Here is a 24465-nt window from a genome sequence, read left to right on the forward strand (position 1 = left end):
TATGGCAGATCTGGCATAAAATTATCATTCTAGAGTTCTGCGGCATTGGAGGATCAAAATGGGCATTGAGATTCGATATGAAGGAAATAAGCTGGTGTTGCCTGAACTGAACTGTGACTGCGGTTTACAGCATTCTTATCCGGATATTGATATCTACATCGGCGAAAATCTAGTTGAAAGAATTCCCGAATACCTAGCACCCCGCAGTCTGGGAACTAATGTTTTGGTGGTAACTGATAATGTTGTCTATGACGCTGCCGGCCAAGCTACTGTTTCGGCCCTTGAGGAGGCGGGTTATCAGGTAAATCTCTGCCTGCTGGAGCGGAAGAAACCGTTGATTCCTAATGAAACAGCTTTGGGTGAAATTCTGCTAGCCTTTACCGATGAGATAGAGTTTTTACTTGCGGTAGGTTCGGGTGTGATCACCGACTTGACTCGCTACGCGGCCCATCTCACCGGGAAGCCTTTTGCCGTGGTAGGTACCGCTCCTTCGATGGATGGATACACCTCAGTAGTAGCACCCCTTACTTTAGGCAATCTTAAAGTTAACAAGCCTTCGGGGTATCCGCAGGTTCTAATCTGCGATTTGGGTGTGATGAGCCGGTCACCTTACCATATGCTCTTAGCCGGATTCGGCGATGTAATGGGAAAATATATTGCTAAAGCTGACTGGCTGTTGGGAGAGATCGTCAATGGAGAAAAGGTCTGTCCTATCTGCATTGATATTGTTACCCAAGCAGTTGAGCGGTGTCTTGACAATGTCGGTGAGATTAAGAAACAGTCTGTTGCAGGAGTCCGGGCGTTGATTGAGGGTTTAATTCTGTCCGGCTTAACAATTTTAATCATTGGCCATACTCGACCTGTGGCGTCAAACGAGCACAGTATGGCCCACTATTGGGAAATGATGAAACTGCTTGCTGGTGAAGAACCACCACAGCATGGTTTGTCGGTTGGTGTTGCAGCTGTTTACTGCCTCAAGTTTTATGAGCGGTATTTTGAGCTGAACCTTGATCAATTTCAGCTTGATAAGGCCAAGCAGGCTTACCTGGATGAGGACGCTCATGCAAAACTGGTTCTAGATAAATATGGCGAAAAGATTGGCCGAGCGATCGTTAGAGATAACGAAGAAATCGGAATCAGCTGGGAGAAAACAGAACGCCGCTTCCGCACTCTTGCTGCTGAGCATGAGCGGATCCGAGCTGCACTGGCGTTTCTGCCCACAGCAGATGAGATGCTGGAAGTTTATAGGGAACTGGGCTATCCTTGGCCCGCAGCAGCGCTCGATATTGATGACAAACTGCTGTTAAACAGCCTTCTGTACGGTAAAGAATACCGCAGTCGTTATACAGTATTTAAATCCGCGTATGAAATAGGAGTGCTGCCTGAATTGGTTGATAAAATAATTAAAGACCTCTCAAATTAACAGAGAGGTTTTCTTATGCTATAATGATACTTACGGAAGTAATGATTTAACATTTAATTATATAAATGTCTGGAAATATTAAGTTAATCACTGCATGAATTCTTAGGAAAGGAAGGATTGCTATAGATCGGCAGCAGTATCGTTTGGAAGAACAGCGGCTGCAGCAAGTTATGCAGATAATTAAAGAGCAGCTGCAGGCTGCTCGGGCGCAGACTTATGCGGCTAAGCAGCAGCTGAAAGACACCCGCCGCTCAATCTGGGAAGAGCTGCAGATAGGCGGCGCAAATATGATTACTACAGCTCAGTACCTTGACGAGCTGAACCGGCACGGACAGGACTTTGGGATTTACCGCAGCAACATGTCTAAACTTGAACTGCTGAAGAAGTCCCCGTATTTCGGACGCATTGATTTTTATGATGACGAATATAAAACAACAGAAAAAATCTATATCGGAGTCGCATCGCTGGTTGATCGCGAGACTAGAGAGCATATGGTCTATGATTGGCGTGCTCCGATTTCCAGTATGTTCTATGATTATGGAGTAGGTGCAGCTCAGTACGAAGCTCCTAGTGGTACTGTTACTGGAGATATCCGCCTCAAGCGCCAGTTTCGGATTGAGGATGGCGAACTGAAATACATGTTTGACAGCGATTTGACTATCAATGATGATGTGCTTCAGGCTGCTCTCAGTAAAAGCGCTGACAATAAAATGAAGCATATTGTCTATACCATTCAGCGGGAGCAGAATCAAGCGATTCGGGAAGAAGTCAGCCGAGTGCTGCTGGTTCATGGCCCCGCGGGAAGCGGCAAAACCTCAATCGCACTGCATCGGGCAGCATATCTTCTCTACCGCTACCGCGATCAGCTCAGTGCCAGGGAAATCATGATCTTTTCACCGAACCAGATTTTCAGTGACTATATCCAAAATGTTCTGCCTGAACTCGGTGAGGATAATATCCCGCAGGCAACCATGCAGGATTACATTGATCGGCAGATTCGACCGGAGTGGCTGATAGAGGATTACTTCGCTCAATTCGAGTACATTTTAGGAGGTCAGGCCGATCCGGATTATCAGGCGCGAATCGCAGCAGTAGAATTCAAATCGTCTTTAAATTTCTATAATTTAGTTAACAAATATTTAAAATATCTAGAGCAGAATGCGTTTCAATTTGCTGACATTAGAGTATGGAATCGAGTCGTTATTACCAAGGCAGAATGCGAACAGCTTTTTAACGAAACCTACAGTTATCTGCCGTTGACTCAGCGGCTGGAAAAGATTAAGCGCCGTATTTTGTATCTGCTGAAATCGATCCGCAGGAATAGAATCAGTACGCTGACAGCGGAAAAGGCTGCTCTTCCTGAGTATAAAGGCTATAACGAGCGGGAGCTGCAGAAACTCAGCATGAAAGAAGTCAATCAAGATTTGGCACCAATTCACGAACAGATAAATGCAATGTGTACGTTGGACGTTTACCAGCTTTACTATGATTTGTTTCAGGGCACTGATCACATCGCTGCTTTTGCGGATCCCAACTTACTGCCACCTCTTTGGGATCAGATCTGCCGGATCACCCAGCTCAGTTTTGCTCAGAAAAGATTGCTTTATGAAGATGCCGCACCTCTGCTCTATTTCCAAGGTGAGCTGGACGGTTGGGAGGAACTCTCGGGAATAAAGCATGTGATCATTGATGAAGCGCAGGATTATTCACTGTTTCACTATGAAATTTTCCGCAGTATCTTTCCGAGGGCAGCATTTACAATTTTGGGAGACTTGAATCAGGCTATTCATCCTTATCTCAAATTGACAGATTTTCAAACAGCTGCCAACGTATTCAGGGAAAAGGGTTATGACTGCCGGCTGCTGGAAATGACAAAGAGTTATCGCTCTACTATGCAAATTGGTGAATTTACCGGCAGGCTTTTGCCTGTTAAAAAGCAAATAGAACTGGTAGAACGAGAAGGTTCGAAACCGAAGGTTATTGCCTATGGTGAAGACCAAGCTGAGCAGCTCATCCGCGCGGTGGCTTCCTGCTCAGCAAACGGCTGTGAGTCGATAGCAATCATTTGTAAAAATGAATCTGAAGCCAAAAAAGCAGCAGAACTGCTGGATGGAAAGATCGAGTTCAGCTTAATCAGCAAAGAAACTGGATATTTTCCATCCGGTGTTGTGATCATCCCGGTATATTTAGGTAAGGGACTGGAATTTGATGCAGTTATCATTTTCGATGCGGGTGCAGCTGTTTACGGCTCTGATGCAGATCGCTATTTGCTCTATACTGCATGCACCAGGGCGCTGCACGAGCTTTATCTGTTTTATGAGGGAAATTTAACCCAGTTGATTGCGGAGATGGATCCAGAATTGTACGACACAAGCATTGAGCAGTGAGGAAGGAGTGAAGGCATGGACCATGATTTTGAGATTCCGGAGTTATTGCAGAAAGCATTAGAGTCCTCGGGTATTAAACGCGAGCAGATTCGCGCTTTCACCCACAGTGATCTTGATCAAAAGGGAGATTTTCGTTCCAGCTGGATTTGTGTAGATGACCAGTGGCTGTACATTTTTACCCAGACTGAACGCGTCAAATCTCAGCCGAGGCTGGCGCGTTTAAAGCGCAGACGCGCAAAAAATGAGCAGTTTGCTACCGAAGTCGATTTGCGCAACTTTACTGAGGAAGTCAAGCTGGCAGCCAAATACGAGCTGACAGATTTAAGCGAGTTGAAATGTGAGTATTTTGTCGGCAGTGTAGCCGTGGTGACAGATATTGACGGTAAAGAACAGGTGCTCCTGAGAGCCAGTAAAGGCAGGGGGGCAGAGCTTAACACTTTCTGCCGAACTGTCAGCGGCATGCTGAAGCCGAAGGAAGCGAAACGGAAGCCTGATCAAGCAGAATTTGGGCCGGGCAGACCCGGAAGATTCGGAAGACCCGGAGGTCCAGGAGGACCAGGGCGAGGTACGCATGATGCAAGATGTCCCAAGTGCGGCCGCCTCTATCCTAATCCTGCCCATCAGGTATGTCCAAATTGTATTGACAAAGGAACGCTGTTTAAGCGGGTACTAGCGCTGACGCCCAGATACAAGGTGCCGCTGATGGCGATGATCGCGATCATGTTTATCAGCGCGCTCCTGTCTTTGGTAACGCCGTTCATGTCCGGACGGGTTTTGATTGATGAGGTCATAACGCCGGGCGGCAAGTATGAAGGTATGATCGGGCAAATGGTTCTGCTCACAGTTGGCTTTAGTCTGATCTCATACCTGCTGCGGATTATTTACGGCAGGATTAATTCTGCGGTTACCGCTGAGATCATCTATGATTTAAAGAGTATGATTTTCTCAGCAATGCAGCGGCTGTCGCTCAGTTTTTACAACAAGCGCCAGACAGGATCGTTGATGAATAGAGTTAACAGCGATGCTCTTGACCTGCAGTACTTCTTCCATGACGGACTGCCCTACTTCATTGTCAATACGGTGCAGATTATTGGTGTAACTGCACTGCTATTGTGGATGAACTGGCGTTTGACTTTGTTGGTGTTTATTCCAATTCCGCTCATTCTTTTGATTACCTATAAGATCCTGCCGAATCTCTGGAAACTGCATTCACGGCGCTTCAGAGCAAATGCATCGCTGAACTCCGTGGTAAATGACTCTTTGACCGGAATTAGGGTGGTTAAAGCATTTGGTAAAGAAGATTCGGAAGTGGATCGCTTTAACGACCGCAACGCCCGCGTGTTTGATGTCCAGATGAGCATTGGCCGCTTGAGCTCTACTGTATTCCCGGTCATGGGTTATGTCATGAGTTTAGGCCAGCTGGTCATTTGGGGTGTAGGCGGCTGGGACGTTATTACCGGAAAAATGACCTTAGGTACGCTGATCACCTTTACTTCTTATCTGGGCATGCTGTATCAGCCAATCCGCCAGATGACCCATATCGTTGACTGGTGGTCATCCTGTATGAACTCAGCCCAGAGAATCTTTGAGATCATTGACTCAACCGAGCATCTGCCTTATCCGGAAAAACCGGTTCGGATCAAGACAATTAAAGGCCATGTTACTGCTCGTGATGTTGAATTCAGTTATGAGGAAGGTGTGCCGATTCTCCAGGATATCAACTTTGAGGTGCAGCCCGGTGAAATGATCGGTTTGGTTGGCCATTCAGGAGCCGGCAAGTCTACCATGATTAACCTGATTTCCAGGCTGTATGATGTTGATGCTGGTGCAATTCTCATTGATGGAGTTAATATAAAGGACATTGCCAAGGAAGATCTGAACCGTCAGGTTGGCATGGTTCTCCAGGAAACATTCCTGTTTCACGGAACCATCATGGATAACATCGCCTATGCGAAACCGGAGGCAAGTCCGGCAGAGATCATTCGGGCAGCCAAAATTGCCAATGCCCATGATTTTATTATGAAACTTCCGGATGGATACGAAACAGTAATCGGCCGCAAAGGTCAGGATTTGTCTGGCGGTGAGCGGCAGCGGATTGCGATTGCCAGAGCGGTGCTGCTGGATCCGAGGATTCTGATTCTTGATGAGGCAACAGCAAATATCGATACCGAAACCGAGCAGCTGATTCAGGCTGCGCTGGAAAAATTGGTTGAAGGCCGGACTACTTTTGCAATTGCCCACCGCTTATCGACGCTGCGCAAAGCAGATCGGCTGTTCGTCTTTGAAAAAGGAAGGATTGTTGAAGTTGGCCATCATGATGAACTCCTGGAAAAACAGGGAGTTTATGAGAAACTGTTTACTACACAGCGCAAAGCCTTAGAGCTTACTGTGGTAGGAGGATAACAAAAGAGGATGGGGATGTCTATGGCAGCAAAAGAATTACAGGAATTCAGCAGTATTAACTATTTGAATCCTAAAGAAGCTGTTTTTGCAATTTCTGAAGGTGGGCTGTTGACCCTTCAGCTCGGTACAGAGCTGTACCGTAAGGTTGATTTATACCAGGCATTTCCTTTTTCCCTGGAACAAAAGTACATTTCGGTGCGGGATGAAGAAGGAAACGAAATCGGAATTATTAGGGATGTCGCCGAGTTTCCGGCAGAATCGCAGGAAGCGATTCTGACCGAGTTGCGTTGGCGCTATTACTCACCAGTAATTACCCGAATTCTGGATGTTAAAGATGAGTTTGGCCATCTTTATTGGGATGTGGAGACAGATCACGGATTTCGTAAATTTGTCACAAGGGCTCGTGATGATGGAATTTTTCCTATTGGCGGAGGGCGCCTGTTGATTGTTGATATGACAGGCAATCGCTATGAGATCGAAGATTACCATCGTCTAGATGCCAGGAGTTTACGATTCCTAGAACCATATATCTAGCGAGGTGAAGCTAATTGAGCAGCATGCCCTTGAAGCAAGATTTGGAGAGCCAGCCGCAGTTCGAGCTGCCAAAAGGTCTGCTCGCCGATGGTGAGTCACTCCTTTTCCGGCTGCCATCGGATCTTGATGCAGATGGAAATAAAGCGGATGCTTTAGTGATAATTACAAACCTAAGGATTTTGCGCTTTGATGTTGTTGATCAAAAGCCTCAGGTGATACAGGAGTTTGATCTAGATAAAGTTGAGAAAATAGAAGCCCAGAATATGGTCGGCAACGGTCGTCTAGTTGTTTGGATGGATGGCAAAGTTTATTCGGCAGCGCGGTATTCCCTCCAGCACCATCCGGAGTATGCGGTTGCTGAAAACTATGTAAACCGCTACTTAGAGGATAAGGTTCTGCGCCCGCTGGATGAACCTGAGCCTGCCGCATGTCCCCGCTGCGGCAGACCTTTTAGACGTAATACCCAAATCTGTCCGGTTTGTCTGGATAAACGCCAAGTGTTCCTTCGGTTATGGGATGTGATGAAACCCCACGCACCCATGGTCGCGGGAGTGATGGCTATATTCTGGCTGATTACCGCTGTTGATCTAGTTATTCCCCAAATCCAGCGGCATCTGATTGACAATGTATTGAAACCACAGCTATATGATCTTCGCCTGCTCTTAATTTTGGTGGGAGGACTGGCGCTAGGAAGACTGTTAAACCTGCTGCTGTCAATATGGCGTGACTTTACCATGGTTAAGCTCAGCGCTAACCTTGGTAAGGATTTAAGGGATATGGTTTACAGTAAGATTCAGGCTCTTTCTTTAAGGTTTATTGACCAGAAGCAGACAGGCGATCTGATGAATCGGATCAGCCGTGATACCAACAATATTCAGAGTTTTATGCAGCGCCATCTGCCGGAGTTGGTGAATCAAACGATTCTGCTGTTCGCGATTGCAGTGATTCTGCTGTTTACCAACTGGAAGCTGACACTATTGGTGATTATACCGGCGCCGATTATTGTCTTGGCTCAGAGAGCTACCTGGCGCAGAATCCGGATCATGTATCGGCAGCAGTGGCGGGTTAATGACCGGGTTAACTCTCTTTTGCAGGATATTCTTTCTGGTATCCGCGTTGTCAAGGCTTTCGGAGGAGAAGAGCGGGAGATTTCCAAATTTACAGATCAGACCCGTGAATTCGCCGATGTCAGTGCCCGCAACGAAAAAGCATTTAATACTTTTTATCCAATCCTTGAATTTGTTATGGGCTTGGGTAACTTCTTGATTCTCTATTTTGGCGGTAAGCTGATACTGGGCGAGCAGATGATGCTCGGTGAACTATATCTTTTTACTAACTATGCAACTAGAATTTATGGGCCGCTGCGGTTCTTAACTTCAGTGCCGCGGTGGTTCCACAATGCGATGATTTCTGCGGAGCGGATCTTTGAAGTTGTTGACCAGCAGCCTGATGTTACAGATCGGGAAAATCCGGTTCCTGTTCCGAGACTAAAAGGCAAAATCGAATTAAGTAATGTCACTTTTGGTTACATTAAACATGAACCGGTACTAAAGAACATCAATCTGACGATTGAAGAAGGAGAAATGATCGGTTTAGTCGGCCATTCTGGGGCAGGGAAGTCGACTCTGATTAACTTAATTTGCCGCTTCTATGATGTTGATGAAGGCGAAATTCTAATCGATGGAATCAATATAAAAGATTTGAAGCAAAAAGATCTCCGCAACCAGATTGGTATTGTTCTCCAGGACACATTTCTCTTTGCTGGTAGTATCTGGGAGAACATCGCATATGCTAAGCCGGATGCCACGCCGGAAGAGATTATTAGAGCTGCTAAAATAGCCAACGCCCATGACTTTATTGTGAAGTTTCCGGACGGGTATGATACCCGGGTTGGCGAGCGCGGTCAGAGGTTATCCGGCGGAGAAAGGCAGCGGATTGCGATTGCCCGGGCAGTGCTTCACGATCCCAGAATCTTGATCCTGGATGAAGCAACATCATCCGTTGACAGCCACACCGAACAGCAGATTCAAGAAGCCATTCAAAGGCTGGTTGCCAACCGAACCACAATTGCTATTGCTCATCGCTTGTCGACATTGAGGTATGCCAACCGCCTTGTTGTGCTGGATCATGGCCGCATTGCTGAACTAGGTACGCATGATGAGTTAATGGAGCAGCAGGGTACCTATTACCGCTTGGTGCAGGCTCAGAAAGAACTGGCTGATATGAGGGCTGTCTAGCGGTTGACAGAGCACCAGCTTTTGTGCTAAACTACCAAAAAAGGGAGTAACTGGTGTGCAGTTTTGCACATCGGCGCATCAACATCATGGCAGAACTGCCTGGTGCGTCGGCCATTTATTTGGGTCAGTGAGACTTTTTGCAACTTTGTGTTGTAAAAAGTCTCTTTTTTTATTATTGCAGAAGGAGTGTGGATGCATGAGTTCTAAGCCGCATGCGCTAACGACTGAAGCAGTGTTTAGAGCAGTTAAATCAAGTTCAGAGGGTTTAACAAATGAGGAGGCGCAGAAGCGCCTTGCCAACAGCGGACCGAATGAACTGCAGCAGGGCGAATCAAAGACGCTGCTGTCTATCTTTCTTGCCCAGTTTGCAGATTTAATGATCTGGGTGCTGATTGGAGCAGCCCTGATTTCCGGTATTGTCGGCGAATGGGTTGATACCGCAATTATCCTTGCGGTAGTGATTATCAATGCTGTTCTGGGCACAGTGCAGGAGAGCAGGGCAGAAAAAGCGCTGGAAGCCCTGAAAAAGATGGCTGCGCCGACAGCGAATGTAGTTCGTGGTGGAAAGATTCAGCAGATACCAGCGCGGGAACTCGTTGTGGGTGATATCGTTCTTTTAGAGGCAGGCGACAGTGTACCTGCGGACTTGCGCTTGATCGAAACCGCAGCTTTAAAGATTGAGGAATCTGCTTTGACTGGAGAATCTGTTCCGGTAGATAAGCTAACTGATCCTTTGGAAAGTGAAAACCTGACAGTCGGTGACCGCATCAATATGGCTTACATGGGTACTAATGTCACTTACGGGCGCGGCACCGGTGTCGTTACTGCTACCGGCATGCAGACCGAAATGGGTTCCATCGCTGAGCAGCTAGCTTCTACCGAAAAAGAAATTACACCGCTGCAGCGTAAACTAAACCAGATTTCGAATATGCTTTCAATCGGTGTAATTGGTATTGCGATTGCCACCTTTGTGATTGGGCTGTTAAGCGGAGTACCGGCTCTGGAGATGTTTCTAACCGCGGTCAGCCTTGCGGTGGCAGCTATTCCTGAAGGACTAGTGGCCGTTGTAACCATTGTTCTGGCAGTAGGTATGACCCGGATGGCTGCTAGAGGCGCGATTATCCGCCGCCTCCCGGCAGTGGAAACGCTTGGCTCCACTCAAATCATCTGTTCAGATAAAACCGGAACCTTGACCCAAAACAAAATGACTGTTCAAGAGCTTTGGAGTGAAAACCCGGATATTCTCTATGATGCAATGGGTCACTGTAACGATTCTAAGCTGGATGAAGCGGGCGAAACCATTGGTGATCCTACCGAGACAGCTCTGATAGATTATATCTTAAAGGAGAATAAATGGACTGTTGAGCAGGTGAATCAGCGGCAGCGGGAAGGTGAAATTCCCTTTGATTCTGCCCGCAAGCTCTCATCTGTGGCAGTTCGGAAATCAAATCCCGGTGGATTGAGAGTTTATGTTAAAGGAGCCCCGGATGTTCTCCTGGACCGCTGCACCCATGAAGATCGAAATGGAGATGTTGTGCCCTTATCGGATGAGCGCCGCAGTGAAATTGCAGCTGCCAATGATGCGATGGCAGGCCGAGCTTTAAGGGTGTTAGCATTCGGTTATAGAGATGTGAGTGAAAAACCAGATTTTGATAATCCGGAAGCAGTTGAGAATGATCTGGTCTTCTGTGGTTTAACCGGTATGATCGATCCGGCTCGTCCAGAAGCAAAAGAAGCAATTGCCACCTGCAAACTTGCCGGAATCAAACCTGTCATGATTACCGGTGACCATAAGGTTACTGCTGTAGCGATTGCTGAGGATCTTGGCATAATGGATGAGCGCAGCCGGGCGGTTACTGGAGCAGACCTCGATCAGATGTCCGATGGGGAACTGGAATTTGAAGTAGAAAATATCTCGGTCTATGCTCGGGTTGCCCCGGAGCATAAAAGCCGGATAGTTAATGCTTGGCAGCGCAAAGGCCAGATCGTAGCAATGACCGGCGATGGTGTAAACGACGCGCCAGCTTTGAAAACAGCGGATATCGGTGTTGGCATGGGTATTACCGGCACAGATGTATCGAAGCAGGCTGCCGATATGGTGCTTACAGACGATAATTTTGCTACAATAGTATCGGCTGTCAAGGAAGGCAGACGAATATTCTCGAATATACATAAGACAGTTCGCTTTTTACTATCTTCTAATGTGGGAGAAGTAATTGCGATCCTGACATCCACCATAATCGGATGGAGACTGCTGGCACCTGTCCATATCCTGTGGATTAACTTAGTTACAGATACATTCCCGGCACTGGCTTTAGGTGCCGAGCCCGCAGAACCGGATGTTATGGAACGGGAGCCGCGGGACAGCAGGGAGCCGCTTTTAGGAGTTAGGGATTGGGTAAGAATTGTTTTTGTCGGCGCGGTAGAGGCTATGGTTACCCTATTTGCGTATCGACTGGGTGGAGGCGGCCAGGTGGGCACTACTATGGCGTTTCTAACTCTATCCCTGTCTCAGTTGTTTGCTGCTTTTGGATTCCAGAGTGACCGCCACAGCGTGATCCATGTGCGTCCAAAAGAGCATCCCTGGTTGTGGCGGGGAGTACTGGCATCGGCAGCGCTGCAGCTGGCTGTAATTTTTGTGCCGGTGCTGCGTAATCTCTTTGACCTGGCAGTGCTGACAGCCGGTCAGTGGCTGATTGTTCTCGCTATGTGCTTAGTCATGCTGTTCTTTATCGAACTGCAGAAATGGGTCGCAAGACGGTAATCCCAGCCAATTTGGGAGGGGGGAGTGGAGTGAATACGCTCTATCTCGTGCTTGCTGGAATTATGATCGGCGGAGGAATGATTATTCCGGGAGTGAGCGGAGGAGTTCTGGCGGTCATCCTGGGGATCTACGAGCGAATTATCAGCATCATTGCTCATCCTTTTGAAGACCTGCGGGAAAACATCAAATTTGGGCTGCCCCTGGCTGCAGGGGCAGTAATCAGTGTCTTAGCTTTGAGCCAGGTTCTCAATTATCTGCTGGAGTATTATCCGCTGCTGGTAAAATACCTATTCATTGGTTTACTGGCGGGCAGTCTGCCCGGCTTAACTGATGTTGCGAATGCGAAGGGCTTAGATAAGCGCTATTACGCTGCTTTGATCCTGGGTGTATGTATCATCTTCATTCCGCTTTTGTTTGGATCGGAGCTGCAGGAACCAGTTAAAACTGCAGATGAACTTAAGGGATGGCAGGCAGTGCTTTCTGGAATTCTGCTGGCTGCAGGTACGGTAGTTCCCGGTGTCAGCTCATCTTTTCTGCTGATGATTGCCGGCACTTATCAGCTCCTGTTAAAATCACTGGCACAGCTGAACTTACTTCCCTTGATTCCGACGGGACTATCAGCTTTGATCAGCGCGGTTTTACTGTCGCGGGTAACTAAGTTTTTGTTGAGTAAATATTATGGCTGGACCTATTATACCTTGTTGGGGATCGTGGCTGGATCGATTATTGTGGTCTTTCCGGGCTTTCCCCGCAGTATTCTTGAAGCGCTGCTGGGGATTTTGCTGTTAGTTTTTGGTGCGCTGGTATCATGGGGACTGTCGCGGAGAAAATAAAACGGAAGCCTACATCAAATTTCTAAGGAAATGCGATATAGGCTTTTTAACTTGATAGGATTAAGGATTGAAATAGCGAATTAATATCACAATCCAACATAGAGAGGGTGTTGCGGCAATGATCGGAGTGATAGATTATAAAGTTGGGAACGCTCCCAGTGTTCTTAACGCTCTGGCAAAAATAAAAGTTGATGCGGAGTTGATCTCTCGTCCCGAGCAGCTGCAGGGATTAAGTGGCATTATTCTGCCGGGGGTTGGTTCAGCGTCGGCAGCTATGGCTTCTTTAACTGAATTGGGTTTTGTACCAGAATTAGAAAATCTGGTATTCCATAAAAAACTGCCGTTTCTCGGAATATGTGTGGGCATGCAGATTTTATTTGAACACAGCGAGGAAGGGGATACAGCCTGCTTAGGCTGGATCCCGGGACAGGTAAAGCGGTTTCCCGAAAGCGTGCGGGTGCCTCAGATCGGGTGGAACAAAGTTAAATTTCGAGGTAAGCATCCGCTGACAGAGGGGATTCCGGACTCGGCGTATTTTTATTTCGTGAATTCCTTCTACGTTGAACCAGACGCAGATGAGATTACAATTGGAACGAGTGAGTACGGCCAAGAATTCTGCGCGTTAATTGCCAGTGGGAATATCTATGCGGCCCAATTTCACGTAGAAAAAAGTGGTGAAATGGGACTGGCCATGCTGAAAAATTTTGCTGCGATTGTGGGTGATGCAGATGCTGACTAAACGTTTGATAGCTTGCTTTGATGTTATTAACGGAATGGTGACCAAAGCTCAGCAGTTTCAGGATAATATCAATATTGAGCGGGCGGAAACCATAGCCGCCAAGGTCTACCGCGATCAAATTGATGAGATAATCTTCTATGATATTACTGCCAGCGCAGAAAAGCGACCAATTGACTTGAAAATGGTGCAGGCTGTTGCTAAGCAGGTTTTTGTTCCTTTTACAGTGGGCGGTGGAATCAGAAGTTTAGAGGATATGTACAGTGTTCTCAAATCCGGAGCTGAGAAAATCAGCATCGATTCCATGGCTGTGCGCAATCCGCAACTGATTACCGAAGGAGCTCAGGCATTTGGCAGCCAGTGCATTGTCCTAAGCATGCAGGTGAAAAAAGTCGTCAAGACTCCGGAGATTCCCAGTGGTTATGAAATTATGATTGATGGAGCTAGAGTTGCTACCGGTATGGATGCGCTCGCTTGGGCTAAACGGGGAGAGGAACTGGGAGCCGGTGAAATCTGTGTGAACAGCATTGACTGCGATGGCACTCATGAAGGCTATGATTTAGATATCACAGCTTTAATCAGTGAGCATGTCAATATTCCGGTTATTGCTTCAGGTGGTGCAGGCAAACCGGAGCATCTTTTGGATGTGTTTACCAAGACTAAGGCGTCAGCCGGAATTATCAGTTCGATGCTGTATTCGCCCCGCCTAGAGCGCAATTATTCGGTCCGGGAGCTAAAAACATACTTAGCTGAGCACGGTGTTACGGTGCGGCCGTGGATTGATTGCATGGTAGGATTGGAGGAGCAGATTTGAATCTAGAAGAGATCAGGGAGCTGGCGTATCAGCATTTAGCGAACCGCAAAGCCCATAAAGAGCGGGAGTTAGGTTTTATTTATTACCATGGGCAGCGGGTTGCTAAAATAGCGGTTAAGCTGCGTCAGCTGGTGCTGCCGAACGATGATTCCTGGGATCAGGAATTAACTGCTGCGGCCTATTTTCATGATATCGCGAAAGGCATCGAACCCCACGCAGTCTATGGTTCGATTATCGTGCGGGAGATTCTTGCGGACTACTGCACCAAGGAGCAGCTGGATCGGATCAGCGAGCTGGTCCGCTGGCACCAGTTCCGCGATCATACTAAGGAATATCATGACTATATTAAAATTCTCCAGGATGCGGATACGCTTGATCATTTTGGTGCAGTTGAAATCTGGATGAATTTCTTCTACTACGCTCATGTCGAAGGGACCTTAGAGGATTCAGTTGAGTTTTATCAAACAAAGTATCCTGAGATAGCTGGTAGGGCCCGTAGTGCGCTGAATTATGAAGTTTCTAAAACCATTTTTGATGAGAAGCATCAATTTGTGTTAGATTTTGCCAAACGCATGAGTATTGAAGCTGAAGGTGGATTTGTAGATTTTGATCTGAGGTGATTATGTGGTAAAGATTTGGGGTAATGAGATTCCGGGTTTTGTGCCTGAGTATGGACAAAATGAACCTGCGGTTGAGCCGTATTTAGTTGAGTCTGCTGCTCCTACCGCAGCAGTAGTTGTCTGTCCCGGAGGAGGATATCGGGGTAAGGCACAACATGAAGGCAAAGATATTGCTGAGTGGTTAAATACAATTGGAGTTTCTGCCTTTGTTTTGGATTATCGGGTGAGTCCCTACCGCCATCCGGTTCCGCTGGCGGATGCTAGACGAGCAGTGCAGTTTGTGCGCAGCCATGCTGAAGAGTACAATGTCGATCCAAATCGAATTGGGCTCATGGGCTTTTCAGCGGGAGGCCATCTTGCGGCATCGGCTGGGGTCTATTCCCTTGATGCCAATCCCAACGCGGATGATCCGGTTGAACAAGTCAGCTCCCGCCCTGATTGCTTGATTCTCTGCTACCCAGTTATTTCCATGGAAAAGCATCATCATCAGGGATCCCGCAGCAACCTCCTGGGACCGGATCCTGATCCTGAATTAGTGAATCAAATGTCGCTGGAGAATCATGTGCATGAGAATATGCCGCCGACTTTCCTCTGGCACACAGCGGAGGATAAATCGGTACCGGTGATGAACAGCCTCATGTTTGCCGAAGGACTGAGCAAAGCCAATGTAGATTTTGCTCTCCATGTTTTTCCCCGCGGCAGGCATGGCTTGGGTTTGGCCGAGGAGCTGCCGGAAACAGCTGTTTGGTCAGAACTGCTGGCTTCCTGGCTTGAGCAGATTGGATTTCGCAGAGGTGAGTGAAGATGATTTTATCGGGTAAGGAGATCTATCAGAACTTAAATAAAAAGATCTTCATTGAACCATTTAATGAAAGCCAGCTGAACCCTAACAGCTATAATCTGCGCTTACATAATCAACTGCTGGTCTATGATGAACCGGTTCTCGATATGAAAAAACCGAATAAAACAAAACTGCTGACGATTCCGGAAGAGGGCTTAGTTTTGGAGCCGAATCGGCTGTATTTGGGCAGAACTGTGGAATATACCAGGACAGAAGGGTTTGTGCCGATGTTGGAAGGCCGCTCATCCATCGGCAGGCTTGGACTGGTAGTCCATGTCACAGCCGGGTTTGGGGATGTGGGGTTTTCCGGGTATTGGACCCTGGAAATGTTCTGCATTAAGCCGATCCGCATTTACGCAGGCGTAGAGATCTGTCAGATCTACTACCACACGATCTGCGGTGATTACGAGCCCTACTCCAGCGGTAAGTATCAGAATAACGACGGTATCCAACCCAGTTTACTTTACCGTGATTTTGAGAAAGCATAAATGGCTGCCTTTTGGCAGCCATTTCCATTTAAAGCATGGTCCAGTGGATGACATCGTAACCATTGGCAGTAAGTGTCTCGATCACCGGTTCTGGTTTATCAACTGCGATTCTAAATACTAGAGCAGCAGTATCCGCTCCTGTGGCGTAGGTGGCTAAGCTGATGATGGTTAAATTGAGATTCTTGATTAAAGTTGAGATGTCGGCGATCACACCGATGCGGTCTTTTACCTGAACTGTCACTCTAAGGCCCGGTCTGTCTAAGCCGAACAGCTTGGTAAGGGCATCGTAGATATTAGTTTCAGTTACAATTCCCACCAATCTGCCGTTATCCAGTACAGGCAGACAGCCAATATCCTTTTCATGCATAATCATGGTGGCTTCTTCAACTGTAGTTTCGGGTGTTACTGTAATGACGGTAGTGGTCATCACATCAGCCACAGTTATTTTATCCGCTAAGTAATTGATCTCGTATTTACTTAATGTCGTAGCCGGAGAAGGAAGAGCTTTAGCGACATCTTTTTCAGTAATAATGCCTACCAGCTGTTCATTATCCATAACCGGCAGACGCTTCAGCTTGTGTTTTTTCATAACATTGGCAGTAACAGTAATAGAATCCTTTCTTGATACCGTAATAGGGTCTTTTGTCATGAAATTCTTTACGAACATTTCGCCCCACCTAGGTGGTAGGTTCACCTGCCTTTCAAGTTGGTATCTCTACAGATTAAAGTTCTTTTTCATTGGCTGTTATCCTTTTTAATCGGCAGGTGAACCGAAAAAATCTAGTGCTCGTTAGTTTTTTGTCTGCCGTGAACCTTCTTCAGATCTTCTCCGTCGAGAACACCCATCGGACCACCGGTTTTAGTATCTGTATACGAAACAAATTCGCCCTCCCGCCCTTTAGGGGCATCGGCTCTGCGCTTGCCATGGCTCATTTTCTGTTTTTCCGTCATAGCTGCCTCCTTTCTGCTGATAGTTTCCCCCTATAAGAGGATGTTCAGTCGACTGTTAAGAATATTAACCACAGATAGACCATGAACAGCGGAGGAAACATATGTCAAAGCAAATTACGATCAAGCAGGCGGCTGAGATTCTCGGTGTCAGCCCTGCTACTGTTCGCAATTGGATTAGATTAGGTAAAATCAAGCAAGTCACACGTTCTGGAAGGGTGTACGAGCTGGCATCGGCTGAGATCAATCAGCTCAAACAAGCGATTAACACCGGCAGCCTGCCATATTTAAAGAGCCGCAGGAACAAACAAGCGATAACGGGACGGGCGGTGCCGGCCAACTATCTGGAGAATAAGGCTCTTGTTGATTTTGGAGAAAGTTTGATGCCGCTGATCCGCAAACTCTCCAAGCAGGGGCAGCTGCTGGTGCTTTTGGAGCTTTATCTCAAGCTTTTGCAGATGAACGGCAGAATTTCACCTAATAAAACAAACCTAGTGCTGACCGAAGAGTGGCTTGCAGGTCGGATTGAGATGGGACTCTATGGCGGTTTTGCTAAAGAGTTTTGGGAGTTATGTGCTCCCAGCTCTCGGAATGATCTGCAGCTGTTGAGGGAAATAAACAGCGGTTATCTGCAGGCTGTTTCCGGTGACGACCTGCTTGGATTGGTGTATATGGCAATCTGTTCACTGCGGAAGCGAAAAAATACTGGCAGCTACTACACGCCAAGTGCGGTCGTAAAGCAGCTGATCGCATCCAGTTTTCACTACATCGACCCGCTGGTGCTGGGTTCTGCTGTAGATCCCTGCTGTGGTTCAGGGAACTTTTTGCTCCATTTGTTTCAATTTTTGAAGCCCCGGATTGTGAAAACAGGACTGGCGGAGTATGAGGCAGAGCTGAGGTTAGCGGGCATGCTGATTGGTTTTGATAACGATCCGATCGCAGTTATTCTTACCAAAATGAATCTGTCACTGCTGTTTGCCCATCCTGAACTGGCAGCGCAGGTGCGCATCGAGCAGCGGGATACCCTGCTGGAACCGAATCAGAACCAGTACGACTTAGTAATCGGCAATCCGCCCTGGGGATACAGGTTTACTCAAGCGGAGCTGCAGAAGCTGTCAGGAAGGGGGTATCAAACAATCCAAGCTGGCGGCAGAGCAGAATCGTTCTGCCTGTTCATCGAATGGGCGGTTGAGCGTGTGCGGACCGGAGGTTTAATCAGCTATGTCATCCCGGAGGCATTTTTGACCACCCATTTTCATCATTCCGCTCGAGAGCTGATCTTAAAATCATGCCAGATCAGGGAGACCGCTCAACTTGGAATGGCATTTGCACAGGTTAATGCGCCCGTAATCACCTTGATAGCAGAAAAAACAAACCGCCAAAGGGATTTATCTGAGCTAAGCGATCTCAACCTAAGTTGTTTTGTGTACGGTAAGCAGCGTGACCGTTCCATTATTGAACACCTCCGCACCAGACCCAACATTACTTACCTTAAAGATAAAGCAGATTTCGCATTGGGAATTGTCACCGGGAATAATCGGAGGTTTTTGCTCACTTCTCCGGTCGATAACAGTGAACCAGTGATTTCCGGCCGTGATCTGCTTCACTACAATATTAAAGAATGCTCATATCACCTTGTTTATCAGCGCGAGCTTTTCCAGCAGGTTGCTCCGGAAGAATACTACCGAGCGCCGGAGAAGCTGCTCTATCGTTTTGTTCATCAGCGTTTAGTTGTGGCTTACGATAACCATCAGCGTTTAAGCATCAACAGCGCCAACATATTGATTCCAAAACTTACAGGCGTTTCCGTAAAATATGTGATGGCTGTACTGAATTCGAGAGTTGTCCAGTTTTATCGAACGATCACCAATCCGGATGTGAAAGTGCTCCGCAGTTTTTTGGAATCAATACCGATTGCGCTCTGTTCTGAATCCGAGCAAAAAGAGGTTATCGGCTTGGTTGATCAGATTTTGATGTCGAAAAACCCTGGTCAGCGCCGCAGAATTTACGAGGAAATTGATCAAAAACTGATGGATTTATATGGCTTGTCTTTTCAGGATCAAATTTATATTCGCCGAAAAAGTCAGACAGTTGACTTATTGTAAGGAAGCGTTCTAACTGGAGTTTTAACACGTTCTTAACTCCGTGACTAAGTATTTATCCACATAGTCCACAGACTTACCCACAACAGAATGGGTCAAACTTTTGTTTGTCCCTACATTTGGTGGTCCGCTGTAATGAGTTTGATTACTGTTTACATTAATATGATAATGTATTATAATCAATGGCAAATAGTGGAAGAGAGGTGGTTTGTGCGTTGAAAAGCTTCAATATTCTGATTGGCGGCGAAGCAGGACAAGGTTTGGTTTCAGTTACCAACATGCTGATTCGAGCAATAACTAAGGAAGGTTGGTACTTGTTTGCTCAGCAGGACTATATGTCCAGAATCCGCGGTGGTCATAATTTTACCAGACTGCGGATAGCAGATGAGCCGGTCTTCTGCTGTGAGCGTGGAGTCGATCTTTTGGTGGCTCTGGATAAGCACACCATCGGGCAGCACCGCTCAGAGCTAAACGAGGGTGGAGTTGTTATCGCCGATGGGCAGTCGGATGAGGAGGAAGGCCTGGATTTTATCGGTATCAACTTTGCCGAGGTTGCGAACGAGCAGGGTCAGCCTTCAATTATGGCCAACACCGTTGCAGCTGGAGCAGTTTGGGCGTTTTTGGCTGACAATCTTGACGCTGTTGAAACTGTGCTGGCGGAAACATTTGGATCCAAAGGCGATGCAGTGGTTGAGGGCAATCTTAAGTGTGCCCGGGCTGGATTTAGTCTGGCGCGAGCAGGAAGAACCCTGGAACATCCGCCTAAGCCGGAGGATCGCCCACCGGTAATGATCCTCAAGGGCAATGACGCCCTCCCGGCAGGAGCGCTTGCAGCTGGATTAAAGTTTATGAGCGCATACCCCATGACTCCATCAACAGGCGTAACTGAATTTATTGCTATGAACAGCGAGCGCTTAGATGTGGTGATGGAACAGGCTGAGGATGAAATATCAGCGATTAATATGGCAATCGGAGCTGCTTATGCCGGCGCGCGGGCAATGACAGCCACTTCCGGAGGCGGGTTCGCTCTAATGACTGAAGCATTGGGTTTAGCTGGTTCAGCAGAAATACCGGTCGTAGTAATCAACGCACAACGTCCCGGTCCTAGCACTGGGCTTCCCACCCGCACTGAACAAGGCGACTTACTATTTGCAGTTTATGGCGGCAGCGGAGACTACCCCAAAGCTGTATTAACTCCAGGTGATGTAGAAGAGGCTTTCTATTTGATGGGGACCGCATTTAACTTAGCAGAGCGGTTCCAGACTCCTGTAATCGTCTTAAGTGACCAGCATTTGGCTGATTCATACCAGACTGTCAAACCGCTGGATCCGGGGAGGATTACCATTGATCGCGGTGAGCTGATCACCGATGCCGGACCGGAGTATAAGCGCTATCAGTTTACCGAATCAGGTGTATCGCCGCGCCTACTGCCCGGATTTGGCTCGGGAGGTCTTGTAGTCAGCGCTGGTGATGAGCATGATGAAGAAGGCCATCTTATCGAGGATGCGGATACCCGGATTAAAATGATGGATAAGCGGATGAAGAAGTTAGAAGGTCTGCAGGCCGAAGCTTTGGATCCGGTTACCTATGGCGATGATGACCCTGAGTATATCTTAATCGGTTTTGGCTCAACCAAGGGTGTGATCAGGGAAACAGTTGATATCTTGAGAGAAAAAGGCATAAGAGCACTGCAGGTGCATCTGCCTCAAGTCTTCCCCTTACCTGATAAGCTGCGGGAGGTTTGGAATCTGCCCGGAAAGAAGTTCGTTGTAGAAAACAACTATGTAGGACAGCTGCAGAAACTGATCGGAATGGAATTAGCTGCAGCTCCGGATGGGCATGTGCGCAAATACGACGGACGTCCATTTGCCCCGCAGGATATTGTGGAGCGGATCTTAGGAGGTGAAGGCAGATGACAACAGAAAGACGGTTTGCCATCAGCAGGGAAACAGCGTGGTGTCCCGGATGTGGAAACTTTGGAATTCTCAGTGCACTTTCCCAGGCCCTTGAAGGCCTGGACTTAAATCCGCAGGATGTTTTATACGTGTCCGGAATTGGTCAAGCTGGTAAAACTCCTCATTACATTAAGGGTAATGTTCTCAATACGCTGCATGGGCGCACACTGCCGACAGCCACTGGTGCCAAGATTGCTAACGGAGATTTAACGGTAATCGCAGAAGGCGGTGACGGTGATGGCTATGCGGAGGGGGGCAACCATTTTGTCCATGCGATGCGGAAAAACATCGATATCACCTACATTGTCCACAACAACCAAGTATTCGGGTTAACTAAAGGGCAAGCCTCTCCTATGTCAGGTCCTGGTATGGTTACAGGCACTACACCAAAGGGTGTGGCCTACGAGTCATTTAATCCACTGGCATTAGCGATTACGTTAAATGCTGGTTTTGTTGCCCGAAGCTACGCTGCCGATCAGCAGCATCTAATCAAAACGCTAAAAGCTGCTGTTCAGCATCCCGGTTTTGCCTTGGTGGATGTGCTGCAGCCGTGCGTCACGTTTAACAAAATCAATACTTATCAGTGGTACCGAAGTCGGGTTTATGATCTGAATCAGGATCCCAATTACGATCCGCATGATCGCAGTATGGCGTGGGAGCGATCCTGGGAGTGGGGAGAAAAGATTCCCATCGGCATTTTCTACAAGGTCAACCGCCCAACGCTGGCTGACTCGATTCCCGCATTAAAATCCGGACCGCTGGTTAAACAACCCCTTGTCAGTCCTAACTTGGATGAGGTTTTGGCACAATTCAAATAGCATACTTTTTGCCGCTGCTGCAGAGACTATGGGAGAGGCAGCTAGGAAAGGAGTTGTTAGTATGCCAAAACCCAAGCCTGACGATCGCAGTGACAACGTGGATAAGCTGCAGGATCAGGTAGTAAATACTATTGAAAACCTGGAAGCAGCCCACGAAACTCTCCGCAATGAGGATCTGCCGGAAGAGCAGCGGCAGGCAATATTAGCAAAAAACCGCCGTAGAGAAGAAGCGATTGCAGGCAAGCGTGAGGAAATCAAAGACGAATACAGATTCCAACAGCAGCAGAACCATGAAGAATAAGGGGTTATGGTAATGGCTAAAAGGAAGAATCGGGAAGCTAAATACAGAGAACAGATTGAAAATACTCTTGAGCGTTTAGATGAAGCTGAAGAAACTTTAAGAAACGATGCACTTCCTGAGACTGAGCGCGAACGGATCATGCGCAAGAACGAACACCGCCGTGAGCAGATTGCTTCTTTGCAGGATAACTTAGACGAGATTGATGGTTAACAAATCGTGGATAGGCAGGCTAATCCTGCCTGTCCTTTTTTTATTTTGCGGATAAAAAAGGAACTGACGTGTATTTTGTAGAATAATAAACAGATAATTGTTACATTAAACCCAGTTTAACTGGTTTTTTAATTTACCAGAATCCTAATTACAGAAAGGGAGTTATCATGGAAAATCTGATGTTAACTAAGTTTGAGTTACCTGAGGATGTTTTCAAAACCATAAACCATGAAAATGTCTTTGTGCCTGAAACTCGGGAACAGTTAGTTAAGCTTGCCATTGGCGGTCAGCAGAGTGGCTTTTTTGAAGTCGCTTATCAAGTTCCTGAGCAAGGCAGAGTTTTGGAAGCAACTGTAACCAAGTGCAAAAATGGAGTTGCGGTTAACTTTGTGGAGCCGTATATGCGTCGGCGTGATCCCGACTGCATGGTGATTGGAGATAAGAAACCGACTGATAAAGTAACTTTTGATCAGCGGTTTGGAGAAGAATTTGATCCCCTGAGACAGCAGACGCTTGATTGGCTTAGCAATCAGAGTTTAATTGTCATGCCATTTTATGCCGGAGGAAAAGAATATGGATATCCGGCACTGCTGATTTCACCGCGTAACGCAGCATTTTTCGCAGCTGCCTTAGCTGATATGCAGGAGTTTATTCCAAGAGATGAGATTCCTGAAAACTTCAAGCCGCGGGGAATAGTTTATGTGGCTCCGCCATTTCGGCATACCCACTTTGATGGAAAGCAGATCGTGGTTCACAACCGTACAGATGAGGTCCACGAAGTGTTTTCGTACAATCTCTATCCTGGACCGAGCGCCAAAAAAGGCGTCTACGCTATGCTGCTGGATTTGGGAGAAGATGATGGCTGGGTAACACTGCATGCTTCAACGGTCAAGATTATTACTCCCTATGAGAACGTACTTACCATTATGCATGAAGGAGCAAGCGGCAGCGGAAAGAGCGAGATGATTGAGCAGATTCACCGCCAGGAAGATGGTACTGTTAAATTCGGTGAGAACGTAACCACCGGAGAAGAGATTATCATCAGCTTGCGCGAATCCAGCGAACTGCTGCCAATTACTGATGATATGGCGCTGTGCCCTAGAGGTCTGCAGGAAGACGATGGCAAGTTAGTTGTTAAAGATGCCGAAGCCGGATGGTTTTTGCGGATCGACCATATCGCGCAGTACGGCACGGAGCCGTATTATGAGAAAATTACAATCCATCCCAAAGAACCGCTGATTTTTATGAACTTAGACGGAAAACCTGGCGCCACCTGCTTGATTTGGGAGCATATCGAAGACGCTCCTGGACAGCCTTGCCCGAACCCCAGGGTGATTGTGCCGCGCAGCCATATTTCCGGGGCTATCACTGAACCGGCTGCAGTTGATATCCGCAGTTTCGGTGTCAGAACTCCGCTCACCACCAAGGATAATCCTTCCTATGGGATTATTGGCCTGTTTCATGTACTGCCGCCGAGTTTGGCCTGGCTGTGGCGGTTAGTGTCCCCGCGGGGGGCGAACAACCCCAGCATTAATGATGTCGGCGGAGGCATGAAAAGTGAAGGAGTTGGCTCGTACTGGCCTTTTGTAACCGGCAGAATGGTAGATCAGGCTAATCTGCTGTTAGAGCAGTTTAGGAAAGCGTATAGAACCCGCTATATCCTGATTCCGAATCAGCATATCGGAGCATACGAGGTAGGCTTTATGCCGCAGTGGATTACCAGAGAGTATCTAGCTAGGAGAGGAAGTGCTAGTTTCGGTAAAGATCGACTGGTCGAATCTCGCTGTCCGCTGCTGGGATATGCGATGCAGTCTGTCAAGGTAGATGGAAACCAGGTTAAGAAAGATCTGCTCCAGGTGCAGTATCAGCCTGAGGTCGGTTTTGGTGCTTACGATCAAGGCGCGGCAATTCTCACCTCATTCTTTAAGCGCGAGCTGGAGAAATACTTGGTTGACGACCTCCATCCTCTCGGCAGAAAGATTATCGAATGCTGCCTAGATGACGGCAAGGTAAGCGATTATCTCGAGTTTCTGCCGATGAGCTACTAGAAA

At 47.4% G+C, this 24465-nt stretch carries 20 protein-coding genes; 18 read left to right on the forward strand and 2 right to left on the reverse strand.

Going from position 1 to position 24465, the window contains the following annotated elements:
• Nucleotides 1–58 precede the first annotated feature (58 nt).
• The 12 genes from GX019_11215 (at nt 59) to GX019_11270 (ending at nt 16080) form a co-directional block, all read left to right on the forward strand.
• Nucleotides 59–1423, forward strand: coding sequence for a sn-glycerol-1-phosphate dehydrogenase (locus GX019_11215; GenBank protein ID HHT37726.1), 1365 nt, complete (start codon nt 59–61; stop codon nt 1421–1423).
• 143 nt (nt 1424–1566) lie between these two features.
• Nucleotides 1567–3810 (forward strand): AAA family ATPase, encoded by a 2244-nt coding sequence (locus GX019_11220; GenBank protein HHT37727.1) that lies wholly within the window; start codon nt 1567–1569, stop codon nt 3808–3810.
• Nucleotides 3811–3825: 15 nt separating this feature from the next.
• Nucleotides 3826–6213 carry an ATP-binding cassette domain-containing protein gene (locus tag GX019_11225; GenBank protein HHT37728.1) on the forward strand — a complete coding sequence of 796 codons (2388 nt, stop codon included), beginning with the start codon at nt 3826–3828 and terminating at the stop codon, nt 6211–6213.
• A gap of 21 nt (nt 6214–6234) precedes the next feature.
• Nucleotides 6235–6747, forward strand: coding sequence for a DUF1854 domain-containing protein (locus GX019_11230; GenBank protein ID HHT37729.1), 513 nt, complete (start codon nt 6235–6237; stop codon nt 6745–6747).
• A 29-nt stretch (nt 6748–6776) separates the two neighbouring features.
• A complete protein-coding gene (locus tag GX019_11235; GenBank protein HHT37730.1) occupies nt 6777–8984 on the forward strand; it encodes an ATP-binding cassette domain-containing protein in 2208 nt (735 codons plus the stop codon).
• Between the two features lie 196 nt (nt 8985–9180).
• Nucleotides 9181–11748: a calcium-translocating P-type ATPase, PMCA-type gene (locus GX019_11240; GenBank protein HHT37731.1), complete on the forward strand. Its 2568-nt coding sequence runs from the start codon at nt 9181–9183 to the stop codon at nt 11746–11748.
• A 29-nt stretch (nt 11749–11777) separates the two neighbouring features.
• Complete coding sequence (locus GX019_11245; GenBank protein ID HHT37732.1) at nt 11778–12581, forward strand: DUF368 domain-containing protein; 804 nt, start codon at nt 11778–11780, stop codon at nt 12579–12581.
• Nucleotides 12582–12699: 118 nt separating this feature from the next.
• On the forward strand, nt 12700–13320 hold the full coding sequence (hisH, locus tag GX019_11250) for an imidazole glycerol phosphate synthase subunit HisH (GenBank protein ID HHT37733.1): 621 nt from the start codon (nt 12700–12702) through the stop codon (nt 13318–13320).
• Nucleotides 13310–14131 (forward strand): imidazole glycerol phosphate synthase subunit HisF, encoded by an 822-nt coding sequence (hisF, locus tag GX019_11255; protein HHT37734.1) that lies wholly within the window; start codon nt 13310–13312, stop codon nt 14129–14131. Before hisH ends, hisF begins: the two co-directional genes overlap by 11 nt.
• Complete coding sequence (locus tag GX019_11260) at nt 14128–14751, forward strand: HD domain-containing protein (GenBank protein HHT37735.1); 624 nt, start codon at nt 14128–14130, stop codon at nt 14749–14751. The genes hisF and GX019_11260 overlap by 4 nt, the downstream gene beginning before the upstream one ends.
• 4 nt (nt 14752–14755) lie before the next feature.
• The gene (locus tag GX019_11265; GenBank protein ID HHT37736.1) at nt 14756–15553 is read left to right on the forward strand and encodes an alpha/beta hydrolase; all 798 of its coding nucleotides are present in this window, start codon (nt 14756–14758) and stop codon (nt 15551–15553) included.
• Nucleotides 15554–15555: 2 nt separating this feature from the next.
• Nucleotides 15556–16080 carry a dCTP deaminase gene (locus GX019_11270; protein ID HHT37737.1) on the forward strand — a complete coding sequence of 175 codons (525 nt, stop codon included), beginning with the start codon at nt 15556–15558 and terminating at the stop codon, nt 16078–16080.
• Nucleotides 16081–16108: 28 nt separating this feature from the next.
• Here the strand turns inward: GX019_11270 and GX019_11275 are convergent, their stop codons facing one another.
• Nucleotides 16109–16747: a CBS domain-containing protein gene (locus tag GX019_11275; protein ID HHT37738.1), complete on the reverse strand. Its 639-nt coding sequence runs from the start codon at nt 16745–16747 to the stop codon at nt 16109–16111.
• A 113-nt stretch (nt 16748–16860) separates the two neighbouring features.
• Nucleotides 16861–17031: a hypothetical protein gene (locus tag GX019_11280; protein HHT37739.1), complete on the reverse strand. Its 171-nt coding sequence runs from the start codon at nt 17029–17031 to the stop codon at nt 16861–16863.
• Between the two features lie 101 nt (nt 17032–17132).
• Between GX019_11280 and GX019_11285 the strand changes: the two genes are divergently transcribed.
• The 6 genes from GX019_11285 to GX019_11310 all read left to right on the forward strand — a co-directional run bounded on the left by GX019_11285 (nt 17133) and on the right by GX019_11310 (nt 24462).
• Nucleotides 17133–19133, forward strand: a complete 2001-nt coding sequence (locus GX019_11285; protein HHT37740.1) for an N-6 DNA methylase — start codon at nt 17133–17135, stop codon at nt 19131–19133.
• Between the two features lie 212 nt (nt 19134–19345).
• Nucleotides 19346–21046, forward strand: coding sequence for a 2-oxoacid:acceptor oxidoreductase subunit alpha (locus tag GX019_11290; GenBank protein HHT37741.1), 1701 nt, complete (start codon nt 19346–19348; stop codon nt 21044–21046).
• The gene (locus GX019_11295; GenBank protein ID HHT37742.1) at nt 21043–21903 is read left to right on the forward strand and encodes a 2-oxoacid:ferredoxin oxidoreductase subunit beta; all 861 of its coding nucleotides are present in this window, start codon (nt 21043–21045) and stop codon (nt 21901–21903) included. Before GX019_11290 ends, GX019_11295 begins: the two co-directional genes overlap by 4 nt.
• A gap of 61 nt (nt 21904–21964) precedes the next feature.
• Complete coding sequence (locus tag GX019_11300) at nt 21965–22204, forward strand: small acid-soluble spore protein Tlp (protein HHT37743.1); 240 nt, start codon at nt 21965–21967, stop codon at nt 22202–22204.
• Between the two features lie 6 nt (nt 22205–22210).
• Complete coding sequence (locus GX019_11305; protein HHT37744.1) at nt 22211–22414, forward strand: small acid-soluble spore protein Tlp; 204 nt, start codon at nt 22211–22213, stop codon at nt 22412–22414.
• A gap of 167 nt (nt 22415–22581) precedes the next feature.
• The gene (locus GX019_11310) at nt 22582–24462 is read left to right on the forward strand and encodes a DUF4914 family protein (protein HHT37745.1); all 1881 of its coding nucleotides are present in this window, start codon (nt 22582–22584) and stop codon (nt 24460–24462) included.
• Nucleotides 24463–24465: the final 3 nt, after the last annotated feature.

This window comes from Bacillota bacterium, assembly GCA_012837335.1.
GTDB lineage: Bacteria > Bacillota > Limnochordia > Darwinibacteriales > DTU012 > DTU012.